The 20,852-nt window shown below is 54.9% G+C and carries 17 protein-coding genes; 6 read left to right on the top strand and 11 right to left on the bottom strand.

Features of this window, described 5'->3' with window-relative positions:
- Nucleotides 1-168: 168 nt before the first annotated feature.
- The 3 genes from fadB to HBA55_RS09965 all read left to right on the top strand — a co-directional run bounded on the left by fadB (nt 169) and on the right by HBA55_RS09965 (nt 4,406).
- Nucleotides 169-2,319, top strand: a complete 2,151-nt coding sequence (gene fadB, locus HBA55_RS09975; RefSeq protein WP_166990024.1) for a fatty acid oxidation complex subunit alpha FadB — start codon at nt 169-171, stop codon at nt 2,317-2,319.
- A gap of 44 nt (nt 2,320-2,363) precedes the next feature.
- Nucleotides 2,364-3,539, top strand: coding sequence for an acetyl-CoA C-acyltransferase FadA (gene fadA / locus HBA55_RS09970; protein WP_166990022.1), 1,176 nt, complete (start codon nt 2,364-2,366; stop codon nt 3,537-3,539).
- Between the two features lie 312 nt (nt 3,540-3,851).
- The gene (locus tag HBA55_RS09965) at nt 3,852-4,406 is read left to right on the top strand and encodes an NAD/FAD-utilizing enzyme (protein WP_166990020.1); all 555 of its coding nucleotides are present in this window, start codon (nt 3,852-3,854) and stop codon (nt 4,404-4,406) included.
- On the opposite strand, the gene HBA55_RS09960 is transcribed toward HBA55_RS09965, so the two are convergent.
- From HBA55_RS09960 to HBA55_RS09940, 5 genes are read right to left on the bottom strand one after another with little or no spacing between them, the layout of a single operon-like run.
- Nucleotides 4,403-4,750, bottom strand: coding sequence for a cytochrome C oxidase subunit IV family protein (locus HBA55_RS09960; RefSeq protein WP_166990018.1), 348 nt, complete (start codon nt 4,748-4,750; stop codon nt 4,403-4,405). The genes HBA55_RS09965 and HBA55_RS09960 overlap by 4 nt on opposite strands.
- Before the next feature lie 39 nt (nt 4,751-4,789).
- The gene (locus HBA55_RS09955) at nt 4,790-5,452 is read right to left on the bottom strand and encodes a heme-copper oxidase subunit III family protein (protein WP_166990016.1); all 663 of its coding nucleotides are present in this window, start codon (nt 5,450-5,452) and stop codon (nt 4,790-4,792) included.
- 53 nt (nt 5,453-5,505) lie between these two features.
- Entirely contained in the window at nt 5,506-6,114 is a 609-nt protein-coding gene (locus tag HBA55_RS09950) for a cytochrome c oxidase subunit 3 (RefSeq protein ID WP_166990014.1), read from the bottom strand.
- Entirely contained in the window at nt 6,111-7,823 is a 1,713-nt protein-coding gene (ctaD, locus tag HBA55_RS09945) for a cytochrome c oxidase subunit I (RefSeq protein ID WP_166990012.1), read from the bottom strand. Before ctaD ends, HBA55_RS09950 begins: the two co-directional genes overlap by 4 nt.
- Nucleotides 7,820-8,965 (bottom strand): cytochrome c oxidase subunit II, encoded by a 1,146-nt coding sequence (locus HBA55_RS09940; RefSeq protein WP_166990010.1) that lies wholly within the window; start codon nt 8,963-8,965, stop codon nt 7,820-7,822. The genes ctaD and HBA55_RS09940 overlap by 4 nt, the downstream gene beginning before the upstream one ends.
- Nucleotides 8,966-9,188: 223 nt before the next feature.
- On the opposite strand from HBA55_RS09940, the gene HBA55_RS09935 reads away from it, so the two are divergent.
- Nucleotides 9,189-11,078, top strand: a complete 1,890-nt coding sequence (locus HBA55_RS09935) for a DUF3604 domain-containing protein (RefSeq protein ID WP_166990008.1) — start codon at nt 9,189-9,191, stop codon at nt 11,076-11,078.
- 24 nt (nt 11,079-11,102) lie between these two features.
- Here HBA55_RS09935 and HBA55_RS09930 read toward each other — a convergent pair whose 3' ends face one another.
- Nucleotides 11,103-12,482: a type 2 periplasmic-binding domain-containing protein gene (locus tag HBA55_RS09930; RefSeq protein ID WP_166990006.1), complete on the bottom strand. Its 1,380-nt coding sequence runs from the start codon at nt 12,480-12,482 to the stop codon at nt 11,103-11,105.
- Nucleotides 12,483-12,789: 307 nt separating this feature from the next.
- Here HBA55_RS09930 and bfr (HBA55_RS09925) point away from each other — a divergent pair, with 307 nt between their 5' ends.
- A complete protein-coding gene (gene bfr / locus HBA55_RS09925; RefSeq protein WP_166990004.1) occupies nt 12,790-13,260 on the top strand; it encodes a bacterioferritin in 471 nt (156 codons plus the stop codon).
- Between the two features lie 2 nt (nt 13,261-13,262).
- The gene (bfr, locus tag HBA55_RS09920; RefSeq protein ID WP_166990002.1) at nt 13,263-13,748 is read left to right on the top strand and encodes a bacterioferritin; all 486 of its coding nucleotides are present in this window, start codon (nt 13,263-13,265) and stop codon (nt 13,746-13,748) included.
- 418 nt (nt 13,749-14,166) lie between these two features.
- Here bfr (HBA55_RS09920) and HBA55_RS09915 read toward each other — a convergent pair whose 3' ends face one another.
- The 5 genes from HBA55_RS09915 to HBA55_RS09895 all read right to left on the bottom strand — a co-directional run bounded on the left by HBA55_RS09915 (nt 14,167) and on the right by HBA55_RS09895 (nt 20,547).
- Entirely contained in the window at nt 14,167-15,570 is a 1,404-nt protein-coding gene (locus tag HBA55_RS09915) for a multicopper oxidase family protein (RefSeq protein WP_166990000.1), read from the bottom strand.
- On the bottom strand, nt 15,567-16,712 hold the full coding sequence (locus tag HBA55_RS09910) for a DUF1513 domain-containing protein (RefSeq protein ID WP_166989998.1): 1,146 nt from the start codon (nt 16,710-16,712) through the stop codon (nt 15,567-15,569). The genes HBA55_RS09915 and HBA55_RS09910 overlap by 4 nt, the downstream gene beginning before the upstream one ends.
- Entirely contained in the window at nt 16,702-17,745 is a 1,044-nt protein-coding gene (locus HBA55_RS09905) for an imelysin family protein (RefSeq protein WP_166989996.1), read from the bottom strand. The genes HBA55_RS09910 and HBA55_RS09905 overlap by 11 nt, the downstream gene beginning before the upstream one ends.
- Before the next feature lie 64 nt (nt 17,746-17,809).
- Entirely contained in the window at nt 17,810-19,252 is a 1,443-nt protein-coding gene (locus HBA55_RS09900) for a di-heme oxidoreductase family protein (protein WP_166989994.1), read from the bottom strand.
- A complete protein-coding gene (locus HBA55_RS09895; RefSeq protein ID WP_166989992.1) occupies nt 19,252-20,547 on the bottom strand; it encodes an imelysin family protein in 1,296 nt (431 codons plus the stop codon). The genes HBA55_RS09900 and HBA55_RS09895 overlap by 1 nt, the downstream gene beginning before the upstream one ends.
- Between the last annotated feature and the right edge of the window lie 305 nt (nt 20,548-20,852).

Raw genomic sequence — 20,852 nt, 5'->3', positions numbered from 1 at the left:
CACAATCAACCACCCAATCTGACCCGATTGCTCTTATTCGTCACCGGTTCCGGTCGATTTTGCAATTGGAAGCCTTGCCGCCTGCCTCTAATCTAGACACCGCTAAGATTTAGGTCCGCGACGCACGCGCGTGCGGGTCCCCATAACCCTAGAGTGTGAGGCTGATAGATGATCTATTCAGGTAAAGCCATAACGGTAACTGCCCTGGACAATGGCATTGCCGAGCTCAACTTCAATCTGGAAGGTGAGTCGGTAAACAAATTTAACGCGTTGACCGTCAACGAACTGAAGCAAGCCGGCGAGGCACTGGCCAGTGCCGAAGGCGTCACCGGCCTGATCGTCACCAGTAGCAAAGATGTTTTTATCGTTGGCGCCGATATTACCGAGTTTGGCGATAACTTCAGCAATGACGAAGAGGCCATCGCCGCCGCCACACTGGAAACCAACAAGACGGTTTTTAACCCGATCGAAGACCTGCCTTTCCCGACGGTAACCGCGATCAATGGTTTTGCGCTGGGGGGCGGTCTGGAAATGGCCATGACTACCGACTACAGGGTCATGTCCACCGCTGCCAAGATCGGCCTGCCTGAAACCAAGTTGGGCATTATTCCAGGTTTCGGTGGTACCGTACGTCTGCCACGCCTGATCGGTGCCGATAACGCCGTTGAGTGGATCGCCGCCGGTAAAGAACAAAAGCCAGAGGCCGCTCTGACCGCTGGCGCGGTTGACGCTGTGGTTGCACCCGAGCAGCTGCGCGACGCAGCTCTGGACCTGGTACAAAAATGTATCGACGGTGAGTTCGACTATAAAGCCAAGCGTCAGGAAAAACTCGATCCGCTGAAGCTGAATGATATTGAAGCCATGATGTCTTTCGAAACTGCCAAGGCGTTTGTTGGCGGTCAGGCAGGACCCAATTACCCGGCTCCTGTGACTGCCGTCAAGGTCATTCAAAAAGCGGCGAAGCTGGGTCGCGACGATGCGCTGGCTGAGGAAGCCAAGGGCATTGCCAAACTGGCCAAGACCGAAGTGGCCCGCAATCTGGTGGGCCTGTTCCTGGGCGATCAGGAACTGGCGAAAACCGGCAAGACCTGGGCCAAGAAGGGCGGCAAGGTAGAGCGTGGCGCGGTACTGGGTGCCGGCATCATGGGTGGTGGTATCGCCTATCAGTCAGCCCTCAAAGGTACGCCAATTATCATGAAGGACATTGCCCAGGCCGGAATCGATCTGGGGCTGTCTGAGGCCAGTAAACTGCTGTCCAAGCGTGTCAGCCGCGGCCGCATGACCCCCGAAAAAATGGCCGCTATTCTCAGCAATATTCAGCCGCAGCTGGGCTTCGACGGTTTCGACACTCCCGACGTGATTGTAGAAGCCGTCGTTGAAAATCCGAAGGTTAAACACGCTGTACTGGCTGAGACCGAAAAGCAGATTCGCGAAGACGCCATCCTCGCTTCCAACACTTCAACCATTTCCATTACTTACCTGGCCGAAGCGCTGCAGCGCCCACAGAACTTCTGTGGTATGCACTTCTTTAACCCGGTGCACCAAATGCCATTGGTGGAAGTGATTCGTGGCGAAAAGACGTCAGACGAAGCCGTTGCCCGCACCGTTGCCTACGCACTGGCCATGGGCAAGAAACCGGTTGTGGTTAACGACTGCCCGGGATTTCTGGTCAACCGTATTCTCTCGCCATACTTTGGCGGCTTTATGCGTCTGGTGAAAGACGGTGCCGACTTTACCAAGATCGACAAGGTGATGGAGAAGTTTGGTATGCCCATGGGCCCCGCTTACCTGGCAGACGTGGTGGGCATTGACACCGGTGTTCACGCCGGCGAGGTGATGGCAGAAGGCTTCCCGACGCGCATGGGCCGTGACTTTAAAACGTCTCACGAAGTGCTGTTTGAGAACGACCGTTACGGTCAGAAAAATGGCAAGGGTTACTACAGCTACGAAGTGGATCGCAAAGGCAAGCCCAAGAAGGTTGTGGATGAGTCGGTGGTTGCATTGCTGGCGCCGGTTGTCGACGGCGCCAATGACTTCAGCGATGAGGAAATCCTTGATCGTATGATGATCCCCATGTGTCTGGAAGCGGTTCGCTGTCTGGAAGAGGGCATCGCGGCATCTGCGGTGGATGTGGATATGTCGCTGATCTACGGCATTGGCTTCCCTCCCTTCCGTGGTGGCGCCCTGCATTACATTCAGGATATGGGTATCGCGGAATTTGTTGCTCGCGCTGACAAGTACACCGAGCTCGGCGAGTCATATCAGGTGACTGAGAAACTGCGCGAGATGGCGGCCAACGGCGAAGTGTTCTTCGCCTGATACCACTGACTGACACTGACAAAGAATTTGATGGAGATTAAGTGATGAGCTTGAATCCGAGAGATGCGGTAATTGTAGATTTTGGTCGTACCGCCATGGGCCGCTCCAAGAATGGTGCCTACCGTTACACCCGCGCGGAAAACATGTCTGCTGATTTGGTCAACGGCCTGTTTGCCCGCAACGAAAAGCTGGATCCCGCTGAAGTGGAAGATGTGATCTGGGGTTGTGTGAACCAGACCAAGGAGCAGGGCATGAACATCGCCCGCATGATGTCACTGATGACTGTGATTCCTCACCAGGCTGCCGGTCAAACGGTGAGCCGTCTGTGTGGTTCTTCCATGTCCGCGCTGCACACCGCCGCTCAGGCCATTATGACCGGCAACGGTGATATGTTTGTAGTGGGTGGTGTTGAGCATATGGGCCATGTACAAATGACCCACGGCGTGGATCCCAATCCGCGTCTGGCCAAGCACGTGGCCAAGGCTGCCGGTATGATGGGCATGACCGCCGAAGTACTGGGTATGATGCACGGTATTACCCGCGAGCAGCAGGACGAATTCGGTGCACGTTCCCATCAGTTGGCTCACCAGGCCACGGAAGAAGGTCGTTTCAGCGAAGAGATCGTTGCTATTGATGGTCACGACGACAATGGTTTTAAAGTCCGCATGACCAAGGACGAAACCATTCGCCCTGAAACCACCGTTGAAGGTCTGTCGCAGCTGAAACCTGCGTTTAACCCCAAAGGCGGCACTGTGACTGCCGGTACTTCTTCACAGATCACCGATGGTGCCTCCGCCATGATTGTGATGAGTGCCGAACGCGCCCAGGCTCTGGGGGTGCAGCCTCTGGCCCGCATTCGCGCCATGGCTGTTGCCGGTGTTGATCCTTCTATCATGGGTTATGGTCCTGTGCCTTCCACCCAAAAGGCGCTCAAGCGCGCCGGTCTGACTATGGACGATATCGACTTTGTTGAACTCAACGAAGCCTTTGCCGCCCAGGCCTTGCCTGTGTTGAAAGATCTGGATCTGCTGGACAAAATGGACGACAAGGTCAACCTGCACGGCGGCGCCATTGCTCTGGGCCACCCGTTCGGTTGTTCAGGTGCCCGTATTACCGGCACACTGTTGAACGTGATGCGCCAGCGTGAGGGTACTCTGGGTGTGTCCACCATGTGTGTGGGCCTGGGTCAGGGTATCACCACCATTATCGAGCGCGTGTAAGTTTCCATCCCACGGCGTCAGTTCCGCTTCGGCTGGCGCCGTCTTTTCCTCTGTTGTTGTCTCTTTCTTCGCTTTTCCCCGCTTGTTGTTGTTCTTCCGGAAACTGCCTCCTTCCTGTTTTTAAGTCCATTGGATTATTAGCGGTCCATTACTAATTTCCTATCCGTCTAATAACCGCTTGACGTAAGACATCCGTCGAGTTTGTGAGTGCGTACTACGTACTATACTGTTAGTGAAAGTGACTCCACACCGAAGCTGTGACGATGTGGAATTTGGTTAATCCCAGGGATGGAGTGATCGACGGAGGCCGAAATGAAAAGGCATTACTATATCAGCGACAACATCGACGAGCTGGAAGCGGTAGAGCACGAGCTCGAAGATGAAGGGCTGACCCTTCCGCAAATCCACATTCTCAGTGAAAACGACCTTGAGGTCGAGCAGCATCATTTGCATGAAGTGGAATCCGTGTTGAAAAAAGACGTGGTGCATTCCACAGAAATCGGAGCATTGGTGGGCGTTATTGTGGCTGCCGTGATATTAGGGCTGGCCTATGTCTCCGGTGTTCCGGAAACCACAACCTGGGTTCCGTTTATTTTCCTGGCGATTGTTGCCCTGGGTTTTTGTACCTGGGAGGGTGGCCTGTTTGGTATTCAGGTTCCCCATACTGACTTCAAGCGCTTTCAGGATGTGCTCGCCAAAGGCAAGCATGTGTTGTTTGTGGATGTGAACGAAAAAGAAGAGCCTGTGCTGGAGAAGGTGATCAGCCATCATCCCGCTATGGAAGTGGCCGGTGTGGGCGCGGCAACACCGGCTTTGGTCATTGGTGCTCAAAACAAATTTAAAGCGTTTATGAAGTCAATGCCTTAACGACCAAAGAAATCGTATCGCATCAAAATGGTGTAGTCGGCCTCAATCGCCATGAGGCCGATAAGCACCAGCAAACACAGAGGCGGCAGCAGGATCGCATAGATCAAAGCCAGCCGCTCCCACATCATGTGCATAAATACCGCAACGATCAAGCCCGCCTTCAGCAGCATAAATATGATGATCAGTGTCCAGCGCAGGTAGCCCTGCAGCTGCATGTAGTCCACCATGTAGGATAATGTGCTGAGAACAAACAGCAGCACCCAGATTTTCAAATAGAGTCCAATCGGGTGTTCCTGGGTGTTATGTTCCTGGGATTCCTGGCCAAGGGCGTTAGACGTACTCATCGGTTACCTCCCGACATCATCTTCCATTTTGAACAATAGTTACCACAGATAGAAAAATGCAAAAATAAAGACCCACACCAGATCCACGAAGTGCCAATAGAGGCCGGCAATTTCCACGATCTGATAATTGCCCTCTTTTTCGTAATGGCCCAGCTGGATCTTGCGGGCAACGATTAACAGGTAAATCACACCGGCGCTTACGTGAAGGCCGTGAAAGCCGGTTACCATAAAAAAGGTTGAGCCGAATTGAGCGGCTCCAAACGGGTTGCCCCAGGGGCGCACACCCTCTTCAATCAGTTTGGTCCACTCGAATGCCTGCATGCCCACGAAGCTGGCACCCAGCAAGGCGGTGACAAACATCAGTCGCGCCGCCTGTTTGCGTTTGCGCGCATAGCCCATGTTTACCGCCATGGCCATAGTGCCGCTGCTGGTGATCAGGATAAACGTCATGATGGCGATCAGGATCAGGGGAATGTGATGGCCGGCAATGGTCAGCGCAAACACCTCGCTGGCATTGGGCCAGGGCTCGGTGACGGACATGCGCACCGTCATATAGCCCACCAGAAAACTGGAGAAGATAAACGTATCGCTGAGCAGGAAGATCCACATCATGGCCTTGCCCCAGGAAACGCCTTTAAAGGCATCCTGGTCAGAGGCCCAGTCTTTTACCAATTGCGAATCTTCAGAAAGTAAATGTGCCATGGGTCTACCTCACCCTTTGGCGTCCTTGCGCCCATTGAATTTAGTCCTGACTGCTAGGTGTTGGCCAACAGGGCGAACAGCCCCAGCCACACCACCAGTAAAAAATGCCAGTAGCTGCTGCAGAGCTCGATGCTGACACCGGCGCGTTGTGCGCTCTCTGCGCCGCGCAAAACCTTACCTGTACCATAGGCCCAAAAACCCAGTCCCACGACGATGTGCAAGCCGTGGAGGCCGGTAATCAAGTAAAAAAAGCTGGTGGCGGGGTTGCCGTTCACCAGATAGCCTTCCGAGGTCAGCATTGACCACACCCACAACTGACCGGCCAAAAACACTACGGCGAAGCCACCGCCGATCAACAGTGCCGGACCAACCCATTGGGTTCGGCCGCGGCGCCAGGATTGTCTGGCGATCTCCATGGCAACACTGCCAGCTATCAGCATAGCCGTGTTCAGCCACAGCTGCCACGGATCTACCAACACTTGCCAGTCGCCCATATGCATGCGCATACTGTAGGCCACGGCAAACAGAGCAAACATTACCCCTAACACTGCAAACAACATACGCAAGCCACCCCGCGCCAAGGTCAGGTCGGTAGGAGTGGGCAGGGAAAAATCCCGTACAGGGTTTTCTTCCAGACTGGGATACGCCTTGGGCTCACTCATGCCATTTCTCCCGCCGGGCGGTCTTCGGGTTGCGGCTGGGTTTGGGGTACAAAATCTTCGTCGTAACCGGGCACGCTATAGTCGTAGGCCCAGCGATGTACCTCTGGCAGTTTCTCGCCCCAATTGCCATGCACTGGTGGCGTTTGTGGGGTTTGCCATTCCAGGCTGGTGGCACCCCACGGGTTGGGGCCCGCCTCTTTACCTTTCCAGTAACTCCAGAACAGATTGTAGATATACAGTACCTGGGCGACAGCGACGACTATCGCCATGGCGCTGATAAAACTGTTGAGATCGTGAGCGGATTGGGGAATAAACTCGTAGTTTTCGTAGGCGTAGTAACGCCTCGGCATGCCGAGAATCCCCAGGTAGTGCATGGGGAAGTAAATGGCATAGGTGCCGATAAAGGTGATCCAGAAATGGGTCTTGCCAATGGTGTCGTTCAACATACGCCCGGTAATTTTCGGATACCAGTGATAAATGGCCCCGAAGATAACGAGAATCGGTGACACACCCATCACCATATGAAAATGAGCAACGACAAAATAGGTATCGGATAAGGGGATATCCACAATCACGTTGCCCAGGAACAGTCCGGTCAGCCCACCGATCACAAAGGTACTGATAAAGGCAATGGCGTAGAGCATGGGTACCGTTAAGTGAATATCGCCGCGCCAGAGCGTCAATACCCAGTTATAGACTTTGATGGCGGTAGGGACGGCAATCACCAGCGTGGTGATGGCAAAGAAGAAACCGAAATAGGGGTTCATACCGCTTACGTACATGTGGTGTGCCCAGACCACAAAACTCAACACGCCGATAAACACAATCGCCCAGACCATCATGCGAAAGCCAAAGATATTCTTGCGCGCGTGTACGCTGATCAGATCCGAGACGATGCCAAAGGCGGGCAGCGCAACAATATAAACTTCGGGATGGCCAAAAAACCAAAACAGGTGCTGGAACAGCACCGGGCTGCCGCCGTCGTAATCCAGCGCCTGCCCCATGGACACCACCGCCGGCATAAAAAAGCTGGTGCCCAGCAGCTTGTCGAACAACATCATCACCGCGCTGACAAACAGAGCGGGAAATGCCAGCAGCGCCATAATAGTGGCGACAAAAATACCCCAGACGGTTAAAGGCATGCGCATCAATGTCATGCCGCGGCAACGTGCCTGCAGAACGGTAGTGACGTAGTTAAGCCCGCCCATGGTGGCGGCGACAATAAAAATTGCCAGCGAGATCAGCATAGTGATAATGCCCCAGTCTGTTCCCGGCGTTCCCGTCAGAATGGCCTGGGGTGGATAAAGGGTCCAGCCGGCACCGGTGGGCCCCCCGGGGACAAAGAAACTGGCCATTAATACAATGACCGAGAGCAGATAGAACCAATAGCTGAGCATATTGAGGTAGGGGAACACCATGTCTCTGGCCCCCACCATCAGCGGAATCATGTAATTGCCAAAACCACCCAGGAACAACGCCGTCAGCAGGTAGATCACCATGATCATGCCGTGCAGTGTCATCGCCTGGTAATAGGCCTCCGAGTCCATAAAGGGCACGCTGTCGGGGAAACCCAGCTGCATGCGCATCAGCACTGACAAAACCAGAGCGACAATGCCGGCGACTATGGCCGTGATGGAGTATTGCACCGCGATCACTTTGTGATCCTGGCTCCAGACGTATTTGGTCCAGAAGCTCTGAGGTTCGTTCATTGCGTATCCCCCTCCTGATTTGGCGCCTTATCGGAAAGAGATTTGATAAATGCGACGGTGGCGTCGAGCTGGACATCGGTAAACGGATAGGGCGGCATCATCGGGGCGAAGCCCTTGACGATCTGGCTGTTGGGGTTGACGATGGCTTCACGCAGATAGCCGTCATCTACCAGCACGCTGCTGCCATCGGCCAGCTCTTCCTGTTTGCCGTAGAGATTGAGCCAGGTGGGACCCGGAGTGGGGCTGCCATCGAGGCTGTGACAACCGATACAACCTTGAGCCTGGGATAGTTGTCTGCCTTGTTCCACCAGTTCTTCAAAGCTCAGATCCGAGCTGTCGGTGAGTGTGGTGCCCTCCTGCAGTTTGGCAAAGGTGGGCAGGCCAGCCATCCATTCGCGGTAGGCGCGCTCGGTTTCCACCACCACTTTGCCGCGCATATTGTAGTGACCGACGCCGCAGAGTTCGGCGCAGAGAATTTCGAATTGACCGGGGCGTGTGGGGGTGAACCAGAAATAGGAAACGGTACCGGGCACCAAGTCCATTTTGGCGCGGAATTGCGGTACGTAAAAATCGTGCAGGACATCCTTGGAGCGCATCAATACCTTCACGGGTCTGTTTAGCGGCAGGTGTACTTCGTTGCTGAGCACCAGTCGATCATCGGCACCGTTGGGGTCGTCAGGTTTGAGACCAAAGGGATTATCAGGGGTGATAAATCGATTGTCGGCGTGCCCAAGCACCCCGTCTTCACCCGGGAAACGGAAGCTCCATTGCCATTGTTGACCGACTACCTCGAAGTGATCAGCCTCTTCCGGTACATCCACAAATTCGGAATACACAAACAGGCCCGGGGCCAACATGCCGACAATACCCAGAGTGGTGAGTCCGATCAGGGTCCACTCCAGTTTCTTATTTTCCGGTTGGTAATCGGCTTTGTGACCTTCGCGGTGTCGGTAGCGAATAATGGCGACGGCGATAAAGATATTAACGGCAATAAACACCACGCCAGTGATCAGACCGGTAATCACCAGGGTGTCGTCAATATGCCCCCAATTGGACGCCACGGGTGTCGACCACCAGGGCGTGAACACCTGGAACAGTACCGACAACACCACGATCAGAATCAGTGCGATTGCCAAAGGCATGGGTTTGGTTCCCTATTATGCTTATGCCCAACTGCGCTTTTATGGGCTTCTACGTCTGGACGGAGAATGATCCTCTTGCAAGCTTAGTCAGGGAACCCAAAGTCCGCCAACTGCGTGCAGTGGCGGAGCATCACTGCGAATTGTCGCTGAATGTCGAGATTGCCGTGCTACGGCAGCCTATAATCGTTTTATAGTCAAAACGCGCATAACAGAGAGAGTGGAAATGACCAAACAGTCTTTAAGTAAGAAGGTGATATTGGCGTTGGCGATTGCAGCCGTCAGTCAGTCCGTTGTGGCCGACGAAGAACCGACAACGCTCTTGTTTGGTGATACACATCTTCATACCTCCTATTCTTTCGATGCGTTTCTCAACCGCAATCACTCCGCCGACCCGGATACGGCTTATCGCTACGCCAAGGGGCAACCCGTTATTCATCCCTATCACCGCGCACGGGTTCAAATTAATACTCCCCTGGATTTTCTGGTGGTGTCGGATCACGCTGAATTACTTGGCGGCATGAAGGCCATCTATAACGGCGAGGAACAATTCGACGATTTGGGATTATGGGGCAACTTCAAACGCTGGTTGGCCGTGCACTTTCTTATAGACGCCATTGATGGCGGTGGTGGCAGCGACATCTTTACGGATCTGCTGCCCATGTCGCCCGCAAACCCTGGCGGAGATCCGGTGCAGGACCCCAATAACGAAATCTCCAGTGCGCTGGGCGACCCCACCATGATGGCTCGCAGTGCCTGGCAAAATATTGTGGACGCCGCCGAGCGACATAACCAACCGGGTGTGTTTACCTCCATGATCGGTTGGGAGTGGAGTTCCATTCCCACGGGTGCCAACCTGCATCGCGTGGTGATGAGCCCGGACGGCGGTGACACGGCCAGGCAATATATTCCCTTTGGTTCCGATCAAAGCCAATACCCGCAAGACCTGTGGAACTGGCTGGAAAATACCAGCGCGTCAAGCGGTGCCCGCTTTATCGCTATTCCGCACAATTCCAATATTTCCAAGGGCTACATGTTTGCCGAAACCACCTTGAAGGGCGAGCCGATTACTGCGGCCTATGCCCGTCGTCGCATGAAGTGGGAGCCGGTTGCGGAGGTGACGCAGTACAAAGGGGATTCGGAAACGCACCCCGACCTGTCGCCCAATGACGAATTCGCTGATTTCGAAACCTATGGCCATTATATTCAACAGACTCCCGAGTCCTACAAAGTGGCACCTGCAGACTACGCTCGTTCCGGTCTTAAGCAGGGCCTGGCGATTGAACAGAACATCGGTGTCAATCCCTACAAATTTGGCATGATCGGTTCCACGGACTCACATACCGGTATGGCGGCCTATGAGGAAGACAATTTCTGGGGCAAGCTGGCGGTGGACTCCACCCCGGAAACCAAACTGGGCGACAAGATCGGCGGCAGTCGCGCCACCGGATGGAGCATGGGGGCCGGAGGTCTGGCGGCGGTCTGGGCTGAGGAAAATACCCGCGAGGCGATTTTCGAAGCCTTTAAACGCAAAGAGGTTTACGCCACCACCGGTTCGCGCATGAGCGTGCGCCTGTTTGCCGGCTGGGATTTCCCTCAGGATGCCGCAACATCCAAGCGCTTGGCGCAAATTGGCTACGAACAGGGTGTTCCCATGGGGGCGGATTTAACAGCGGCCACCGCCGGACAGATACCCCAGCTGCTTATCAGAGCACGCAAGGACCCGAAAGGGGCCAATCTGGACCGCGTGCAGGTAGTAAAGGGTTGGATTGACTCCGATGGTTCTCAGCGCGAGCAAGTATACAACGTCGCCTGGTCAGGAGATCGCGCCCTGGATGCCCAGGGTAAATTGCCAAGTGTCGGCTCTACGGTGGACATAAGCGTGCCTAGCTATGACAACAGCATAGGTGCCCCTGAATTGTCCGTACTCTGGACGGATCCACAATTCGATGCTTCGCAACGTGCTTTCTACTATGTGCGGGTATTGGAAATACCCACACCCCGACATTCCACTTATGATGCGATTGCCTTGCAGTCGGAACCCACCCAGGAGCATCCGCCCACGCTGCAGGAGCGCGCATACAGCTCCCCGGTCTGGTACTCACCGTCGAATTAGTGGTCCTGTTTTAAGGAAACGGTCTTAACGAAATGGTGCCAGGTCCTGTGGCAGGGTCTGGCGTCGTCGTTCGGTGATGATCGCCTTCAGGGTTTGTTCCAGCCGGGGCGCCAGACTCTCATTCTTGCGTTGTAAAAACGGATAGATATTGATCTCGCCCAGTTTGCCGACAGAGTATATTGGTACATCGATCACGTCACTACCCAGTGTGGTCATGTAAGCCACCTCAAATCCCACCAGAAAGTCCAGGTGGTCGCTGGCCAGCATCTTCAGGCCGGTGATCATATTCGGCAGGCGTTCGAGCTTACCCTCAAATCCCTTGAATTTCTCTTCCAGATACGAGGTGCCTCGCACCATGGCCACGCGATCTGTTGCTGTGATCTGTTCGAGGCTGTGAATTTCCCTTTGGGCATCCAGGCTCCAGATTCGCAGTTGGGTTGTGATGAGTGGCACATCGATACGAACTGTGTCGCTGCGACGGGTATCAAAAGCGAGAGTGCGCGCGCAGGTGCCGTCCAGATTGCCGCGGGCCAGCTCATGGGCCTCCCGAGCCCGTGGCAGGGACACCATCCGGAAATTAAGGTTCAGTCGTCGAAAGGCTTCGGTGTAGATCGGCAGTAATTCGGAAAAAATCCGGTCTTGTTGAGCGACAGAACAACCAAACAGGATTTCTCTGTCCCCATCGATGACGGGTGGGAGCTCACGGCGTTGATTTTCCTGCATTACCTGCCGGGCAACCCGTCTCCAATTGTGGATCAATTCTTGATAACGCTTCTGAATCAGCGGCCGAATGGGCAGGGTGACCAAAATGTCGGATCGATAAATTCTTGGGCTAAAGTTCTCCAGCGTCAGATGATCAAAGGCTCGGCCATAGTTAAAAAAAAGATCGATTTCGCCGGATAGTATTTGACGAATCTGTTCCGTCTGGCCTTGAATCGGGACAATCTTTTGGTAACCCATCTTGCGCAAATGGGTCTCGATCATGAGGGCATTGGCGTTGTAGCCCGCAATCTGCTCTGACCGGGGTTTGCGGTTGAGGTGAGTGTACCAGGCGGCAATAGAGGCAAAGCCATAGGCGGGGCGTAAGGTGGCCAGGTTGTTGAGGTTGTTGGTTTCGGTAAACCCCTGCAGTCGACCACAGTCGCCGTCCGCTTCCCCTGAACGCAGTTGGTCGATGGCGTCATCCACATTGGCGTGGGTTTGGACATAACGGTATCCGAGGCGCTGGAAGACGCTCCCCAGGAAGCGCTGCGCCAGGCGGTAGTTGGATTGCTGGGGAGTGGGTTCGCAGACAAACCGTATGGTTTTGGTATCGTTGGCGGAAGTGACACTACAGGTGCAAAGGAACGTCAGGAGTAAAAAGTAATCTCTCAGGAGGGGCAGTCCTTTGGTCGATGTCAGCATGGTGTTGGGTATTCTTTTGACATTAATTGGATCAACGCTTGTTCTGAAGATTTACGCGACAACTTCAGTATAGACGCTGTACACCTCCGATGCGCATTCTAAAAGCTAATGAGAGCGCCTCTCAGTATCATTTTAACTTACTGAAAAATAAGGAAATATTGCTTTCAACGTTTATGCGGAAATGATATTTTCCTTGCTGTTTAAACGGCTATGCTTATGACACCGACTGCATTCATGTCGGTGAGTGGCTGCGCCGGTAAGAATCAACCTTGAACGTCGCCAACAAGAACAACCCCGGGAGTGCGCAATGAAAGGCAATAGCGATGTTATAAAAATGCTCAACAAGGTGCTCTTTCATGAGTTGACCTCCATTAACCAGTATTTTCTCCATGCGCGTATGTTCCGCAATTGGGGACTGGAGGAGCTCAATGAGAAGGAGTACAAAAAGTCTATCAAGGATATGAAACAGGCGGACGATCTGATCGAACGCATTCTGTTTCTGGAGGGGCTGCCGAACCTGCAGGATCTGGGCAAGATCCGCATTGGTGAGCATGCCGAGGAGATGATCCAGTGTGATATGGATTTGCAGATGGACCAGATTGCTCTGCTGCGCGATGCTATTGAGCTGTGCGAGAAGGAGCGGGACTATGTCAGCCGTGAGTTGCTGGAGGATATTCTCGAGTACGAGGAGGAGCATGTGGATTGGATTGAGGCACAGCAGTTCCTGATCCAGAACACGGGTGTACAGAACTGGCTGCAGTCGATGATGGAGGATTGATCATGCAAGGTGTCAAAAAAGTCGTTGATTTGCTGAATAAGCAGCTGACTCTGGAGCTGACCTCTATGGATCAGTATCTGGCTCATTCGAAGATGTATGAGGATTGGGGGATTCACAAGCTGCATGAGAAACTCGCTCATGAGTATGAGGAGGAGCTGGATCATTCGAAGAAGTTGATTGAGCGGATTTTGTTTCTTGAGGGGACTCCGGATACGCATTCCCGCGATTCGATCAATGTGGGCTCCAATGTGAAGGAGATGTTGGAGAATGATCTGGCGGCTGAGCGTGTGGTGGCTGAGAGTCTGCGCGATATTATTGAGGTTTGTGAGCAGGAGCGGGATTATGTGAGCCGCGAGATGTTGGAGTCGCTGCTGGATGATACCGAGATGGATCATATTTATTGGCTGGAGCAGCATCTGGGTTTGATCGATAAGATTGGGATTCAGAATTATATTCAGTCTCAGATGGGCGGTGGCTCTCCCAGTTAAATTTGGTTGCTGTAGGTAGTTGATCGTTCCGTGAGGGCGGCCTCGTGTGTGGGGGCTAAGGTCAGATTCGTGCCATAACCGGTCTTAGAAATTCGCAGGATTGGTGCTCTGACGGCGTTGTTTATGCGTAGGGCGGATTAGGCGCTTGCGCCGTAATCCGTCGGTTCTGCCGGAGATGTTCGTTGGCTTCGGCCCGGTTTTTAACACCCTTGAATGTGCCTGCAACAGGTGATTTGTACACGGCCGCCGCCAATTTAAACCTTCGGCGGATCGGTGGATTACGAAGCGCAAAGCGCTTCTAATCCACCCTACGTCGTGCGGCCGTTGCGGACATTATCGAACGCCCATGGTGCTCTGAACCAGGATTATGAACTTCCGGTTATGGCGTTTCTGACGATCAGATCGCACCCCGCGCAATCTATCGAATCTCAATATAACCCATCAATCCGGTTTTCATATGCTCAATCACGTGGCAGTGATACATCCACCGGCCGGGGTTGTCCGCCACAAACGCAATTTTTACCCGTTCGTTCTTTGCCATCAGAACGGTATCCGTAAAAAACGGTTCAATGCGCTTTTTGTTCGACTTGATGACCTTAAACATTACACCATGGATATGAATCGGATGGGCATGGGGTGTATTGTTTTTTAAATCGAATACATAACTCTTGCCAAGGTCCAGAGTCGCCAGCGGTGCCGGGATATTATCCGCACTCATACCTTCCCAGGCACGGCGGTTAATCGTCCAGAATTTATGATTGGCCTTGCCTTGATCATCCGCCGGGGTGACCGCGCCTTCCCACTCAAACACAAAGCGCTTTGTTTCCGCATTGGCCAAATCGGGTTCCGGCAAAGGGTTCAGAGGCAACCGAGGCATCGGAGCATCTCCGGTCAGACCATCGCGGGCCTGCACCGTTTTTAACCGCATAAAGTCAAAAAACAGTTTGCCCTTGCCGTTCTGGATAATAACCTCTTCACCGGCGGGCGGCGTTTTTAAAACGATGTCCACTCGCATGCCGGCGCCAATCGTGTGGTGCTTCAGTTTTTTGGGCCTTGGCAACGGATTGGCATCAATGCTGGCAATAAACGCGGGGCGGTTTTTAATGCGCAGTTTATACATGACGGTGTTGTCGACATTGGCAAAACGCAACCGCACCCAGCGGTTTGCCGGCACCTCCATCTCGGGTTTGTGTAAGCCGTTGATGGTTTCATAGTTGCCGGGGGTTCCCATACGCGCGGCGTAGCGGGGTATGGTCAGCGGTTTAAAACTGCCGTCGTCGTTCAGGTGCCAGTTTTTCAGCATTAACGGCAGGTCAGCCGCAAATTCCGACGGTGAGAAATCGGGAGAGTCGGCTTCTTCCACCAGCAGCATACCCACCAGACCCTTGCCCAGTTGCTCTACGCTGTTGACGTGTGGGTGGTACCAGAAGGTACCGGCATCGGGAGGCGTAAAGCGATACACAAAACGCTCACCCGGCATAATCGGCTTTTGGCTCAGAAACGGGACTCCGTCCATGGCGATATCGATGCGGATGCCGTGCCAGTGGATGGTGGTGGGTTGGTCCAGTTTGTTGATGACGGTAACGGTCAGCGGTTGCCCTTGTTTAGCGCGCAGTATCGGCGAGGGGTATTGCCCGTTAAAACCCAGCCCCGGTGTTTGAGTACCGGGTATCAGCTCAAAGGGCGCCGGTTCCAGCGTTAAGGTGTATTGGTATTGGTCTGTCTGTCGCAACCGCGCCATGGGTACACAAGCGGCCAGGGAGGCTCCGGCAGCGGCGAGCAGTCCGGATTTCAGAAAATGCCGACGGTCTAGTGTGTTCATGCGGATGTTCCCGTTGGCAGTTCCGAAAAGCTCATATGGTTGTCCCAGATACGGTTCTGGTAGAAACGGCTGTGGTGGGTTTGCCGCTGCAGTTGTTGTTGATCAACGGCGGTGAGTTGCCCCAGACCATTGCTGATTAAAAACCGGCGGGCGACTCCGTTAAAGGCAATGCCCGCCCCGTCGCGCTGCGTCTGGATGGCCAACAGCTGGCGCTTTGACAGATCCCAACCACTGACAACACCACCGCGAGGTGAGCTGAGCAGCAGACGTTCACCGTCGGCGTCCACACAGACGCTGGCGATATAGTTGCGATGCTGGCGCCAACTGGCGTCCGTGGCCGGCAGCGGCTGCAGTTGGTCTTCACCGCGATGGGTGTAGGCCAGCGGCACGACTTGGTCGGGGTCGCCTTCGAACTGAACTCCCACCACTACTTCATCCGCAGAGGTAATGTCCATATGGCGAATACTCTGCTGGTGATGGGGTGGGTGGTATTGACTCAGTAATTTGCCGGAGTTGAGTTCGACGTAGGCGAGCCCGGGTTGCATGGTGTCGAGGTTCAGTTTTTCCCGGCCCTTGTCGGGGTGGGTGAGAATACCGCCGTTGGCAATGGCCAGTGTTTTGCCATCTGACAGGGATTTAAGTTGATGGGGTCCGATACCATGGCTGGGCAGTTGTTCGACCCGCCGAAATTCGTCATTGATATCATAGACGCCGATGTGACCATTGCCGTCGGCAATGTGGTTCTCGGTGGTCAGCAGATAACGGCCGCCGCCGCTGACGCAACCGTGGCCGTAAAAGTGGTGGCCCTCTGGGGCTTGCAGTGATCGCAGCCACTGGCCGCGGGCCAGGTCGACGATGTAGATCAGATTGCCGGGGCGGCGCGCAAAGAACAGGGCCAGACCGGCACCGGGCAACATCAGGCTGTCGTGGGCCCGCTGGGGGACGGCGATGGAAAACAGGCTTTCGCCGTCGGTGTTGAGCCCTGCGATATGGTTCTGACCAAGGTGATCTCGGAATGCTGACAGGTAAACACCCGGTTTACTGCCAAACAGGTTGCAGCCAGTGAGCATTGTCGCGGTGGCAAGTGCTCCTGTGCCTTTAAAAAGCTGCCGCCGCGTCAGAGTTTTACTTTCAGTCGCCATCGTTGTCATTGAAACCCAGTCGGATGCCCAGTGCCTGAGGCAGGTCGGTCTTAAAGGTCTGATGGAGAGCTGTCAGCGCCTCTTGGATAGCGATTGCGTTGTCGGGCTGTTGTTGCTGTAGCAGCTTGAACAGTGGCTCGTCTGAAGCCTGGAGGGCGGTCTGAACGGCCTGGATGCGTTGTTCCAGTTCAGTGGCCAGCGCGCCATGGTCTTTTTCCTGCAAGTAGGCACTAAGGCCACCGGAGTTCATGAGCTGTTCGAAAGCGGCGAGATTGGCCTTGAGGTTGTCCCGTGAGGTTTGGGAACGCCAGGATTCCAACAAGTAGCCGTTGAGTCGGGGTTTGCGGCTGTTCAGCCCCAGAGCCTGGGTCAGTTTGCGGTCTCTGAGTTGATCGAGCAGGCTGGCGTAGCTGTCGATAATCACGGCAACGGCGTGCATGGGTTCAGGATATTCCGGGTTGTCGGGGCCAGGGGTCAGCATCAGTTGCCGGTAGTCCTGCTGCCAGCGATTGTGAAGCTGTTGAGTGATCTGTGCCTGATGTTGGGCGATCAGCGACAGGGCTTCGCAATTACGTTGGCCCTCTCCGGCCGCGGGGTCAAACAGCAGGTATTCCAGGGCGGGAAGTCCACGTACCACGACGCTGCTTTTTTGCAGCTGCTCCTGTGTCAACTGGGTGTCTTCCTTCAGCAGGGCACGCAGTTTTTTACCCACAAGATTTTTCTTATCTGGCCAAAACTGCATTTCCCAGGTGGTGTTGTTGTCCCGAATCGGTCCAAACTGGATGCCCTGGACGGACTGCCAGGCAGCCATGGAGTCGTGCCACCGGTTTTGCAGAGTCTGAATATCGTCAGAGCTGGTGCAGACATTGGTTACTGAGATCGAAAACATCTGCGAGCGTTCAGCGAGCTGCTGATAAGCTGGCACAATGGTTGTGTTAATGGCGGTTTCCACAAACGCGGTTTCCGGCGTTTTTGAGCTGCAACCAACAACGGCCGCCAGAGTGGAAACGAGCAGGGCTCTGAAAAATGTCATGGGGTTGATCTTGTCTGGATGTGTTCTGAGGTGAAGTCCTATGGGGGCGGCAGTCTACAGGACACTAAAGATCCTGTAAAAACTGTAACAGGGCACGGCGCTGATCCTTGGGTGCGGCTTTGTAGGCGTCACGGGATTTCTGGGCTTCGCCGCCGTGCCAGAGAATCGCTTCCTGAAGGTTGCGGGCGCGACCATCGTGCAGGTAACTCTCTACACCGCCAACGGTAAAAGTGAGACCGATACCCCATAATGGCGGAGTGCGCCATTCACTCCCGTTGGCGACAAATTCACGACTCTGATCGGCCAACCCCTCACCCATATCGTGCAGCAGCAGGTCGGTGTAAGGGAAAATGGTCTGGTCGGCGAGCCACGACAGTTCGTAATCGGGGGCGGTTCGCTGGCGGCTGATATGGCATTGGTGACAGCCAAACTCCTTGAACAGCTTTTCACCCCGTTGCACCTGCGGGTGGTCCGGATTTCTCCGCGTGGGCACCGCCAGGTTGCGAGTATAGAAAGTGACCTGATCGAGCAGGTGAGAACTGATTTCCGGGACAGTGTCGGCACTTTGTGAGGCGTCGGTTTCCTGCGAACCACTCTTGTTGGGCGCAGTGCCAGTGGTCTGTGAGCCGCAGGGTAATTGTGCCTCGGTGCAGTTTTCGGCCACAAACAAATCCGAGGTGATGCCCATATCACCGTGAAAGGCAGCCGCATTTTGTTGACGCAGGTTGGGTTGGGCGGCTTTCCAGCCAAAACGCCCTGGCACCAGCCGCTGTTTACTCTGGTCCCAGACCAGGTTGATTCGACCGGATATGCCGTCACCATCGCGGTCGGTCGGGTCCGCTGCGGCCTCCAGTTGTGTTGCGGGGATAGCTTCCAGGAGCCCAAGCCCGATCATCGGCGGAGCGATTCGGGCCGAGGTGCGCAGGTCCGGGTGTAATTCGCCATAGGCCGGGTCGCTCAGCTCCAGTTGCGGTCGGCGCAGTTCCACTTGCTCACCATCGTCCAGGGTGATCCAGTGGCTGATGTATCTGATATTGACCCGTGCCTCGGGTTGAAAGCCGGGCAGGGCAAAGTCCTGCAGTTGGGAGCCATAGTTGGGCTCCGGGTGGTTGGGCAGGAACGGTGGCAGTGGTTGATCAGAGTCGATACTCAGGCGCACCAGCATGGAGACGACCTGGTCGCCATTCGCTGCGGGTGCGTGACCGCGACCATCCCGAATATGGCAGTTTTGGCAGGCATTGGTGTTAAACAGAGGACCCAGGCCGTCGCGGGCGTCGGTGCTGGCCGGCGCGGCAACCCAGGGGTTGCGGAAAAAGCTGTGGCCGACGCTAAAGTCCAGACGTTTCATCAGAGGCATATTGGCAGAGGGCCTGGAAAAGGCACGATGGTCGGTAGCTCTGACGCTGGCCTGACCGCCGGAGAGGGCGGTCAGTGTGGTTTGCGTGGCGGCGAATGCCTGAAGGCAAGGCAGTATGGCTAGTGTGACCAACGCCCGACGCAGGATCATCAGAAATCGTGATCGGCACTGTCCGGGTTCAGGTTGTCGATACCCAAAACCCGGGCCGCCCGCTCCAATTGCCGGGTGCTGTCAACCAGCGTGGCAATAGCCTGCTCGATCATGCGGGTACCTTCCTGGTTGCCCTCGGCGATCAGCTGGTCAAATTTGAGTGGGTGATCGTTGCGTTCCGCGCTGTCCACCAGCAGCTGTAAGGAGTCGTGCATGCGGTTCAGGCTGGCACGCAGTTCCCCGTCCAGGACTGCGTCCCTGGCATGAACCAAGCCAGCCAGGCTGGCTCCCTGGACCTGAGTGCCATCGATGCGACGGTACTCACCCAAATACACATTGCGAATGCCCATACCATTATAATAGTGAGAGAAATGCGTATTGTCGCTGAAACAGTCGTGTTCATCTTCCGGAGAGTTGGCCTCCAGGGCTACCTTGAGGCGTTCACCGGCCAGTTCTCCCAGCGCCAGGCTGCCCATGCCAAACAGCATGCGGATCAGACCCTCGGTGGCCGGCAGCTGCAGTAGCTGCTGGCGGTAATTATCCTGTCCCTCAGGTGCCCACTGTTGCACCATGTCTTCCAGATCCATGACCAGCAGGCGGGCTGTTGCCTGCAGGTAGGCGCTTCGGCGCGCGCAGTGGCCGTTGGTGCAGTTCGAGCCTTTGGCGTAATCGGTATGAGGGCGATCGCCGGCGCCCGAGCCGGTGCCATTCAAATCCTGGCCCCAGAGCAGAAACTCGATGGCATGGTAGCCAGTGGCAACATTGGCCTCAGAACCTCCCAGCTCATTGAGGCTGGCCAGCAGCTCCGGGGTCAGCTCGCCGGTGTCCAGAATTTCGCTGCCCAGTTGCAGCTGGGTATTGGCAATAATATTGGCATTGGCACCAACATTGCCAAGTTCGGATTCGTAGCTGTCTTGCTCGACATAGTCGATCAGTCCTTCGTCCAGAGGCCAGGCATTGAGCTGGCCCTCCCAGTCATCCACGACGGCGTTGCCAAAGCGAAACACTTCGGATTGCTGGTAGGGCACTCGTGCCGCTTTCCATGCCTGGCGGGCGTCCTGCAGAGTTTTGTCAGAGGGGTTGGCGGTCAGTGCCAGCAACTTCTGCTCCAATTGCTGAGCCGCGATGAGAGAATCTTCAAAGGTGGCGTGGGCAATGTCTGCATAGTGAGTGACCACTTCTCTTTCGCCCGCATGGATATGAGCTCCTGCCGTCAGGCAGAAGGCGGTGACCACAGCAGTGATCAAGCGATTGGCTTGAGCCTTCCAGGGCTTGCGGGTTGTCTCGGCGGGCATGGTTGCTCCTTAACTGGCGATAGCGGGTCGTTACCCGGAATCCGGGCTGGCGAGATGGTACGGCAAATGGGAATGGCTATCAATAACGTTTGGCTGAAACGATCCCGTTCACGCGGCTGGCGTTGTGAGTCAAGTCATACTCAATATCGGGCGCCTGTTGCTACATTGCGGTCATCATTTACCGGCATTGTGTGTATACTTGCGCCAATAATAACGTGATGTATTGGGCGACACGGCAGAAATTAAAGTGCCGCCCCTGTCGACAGGTGGCAGGCGTGGAAAATAACCGGCTTACCTGTCCAATG

This window comes from Pseudomaricurvus alkylphenolicus (assembly GCF_011683955.1).
In the GTDB taxonomy this organism is placed as follows: domain Bacteria; phylum Pseudomonadota; class Gammaproteobacteria; order Pseudomonadales; family Cellvibrionaceae; genus Pseudomaricurvus; species Pseudomaricurvus alkylphenolicus.
This window is presented reverse-complemented; position numbering and strand designations above follow the sequence as displayed.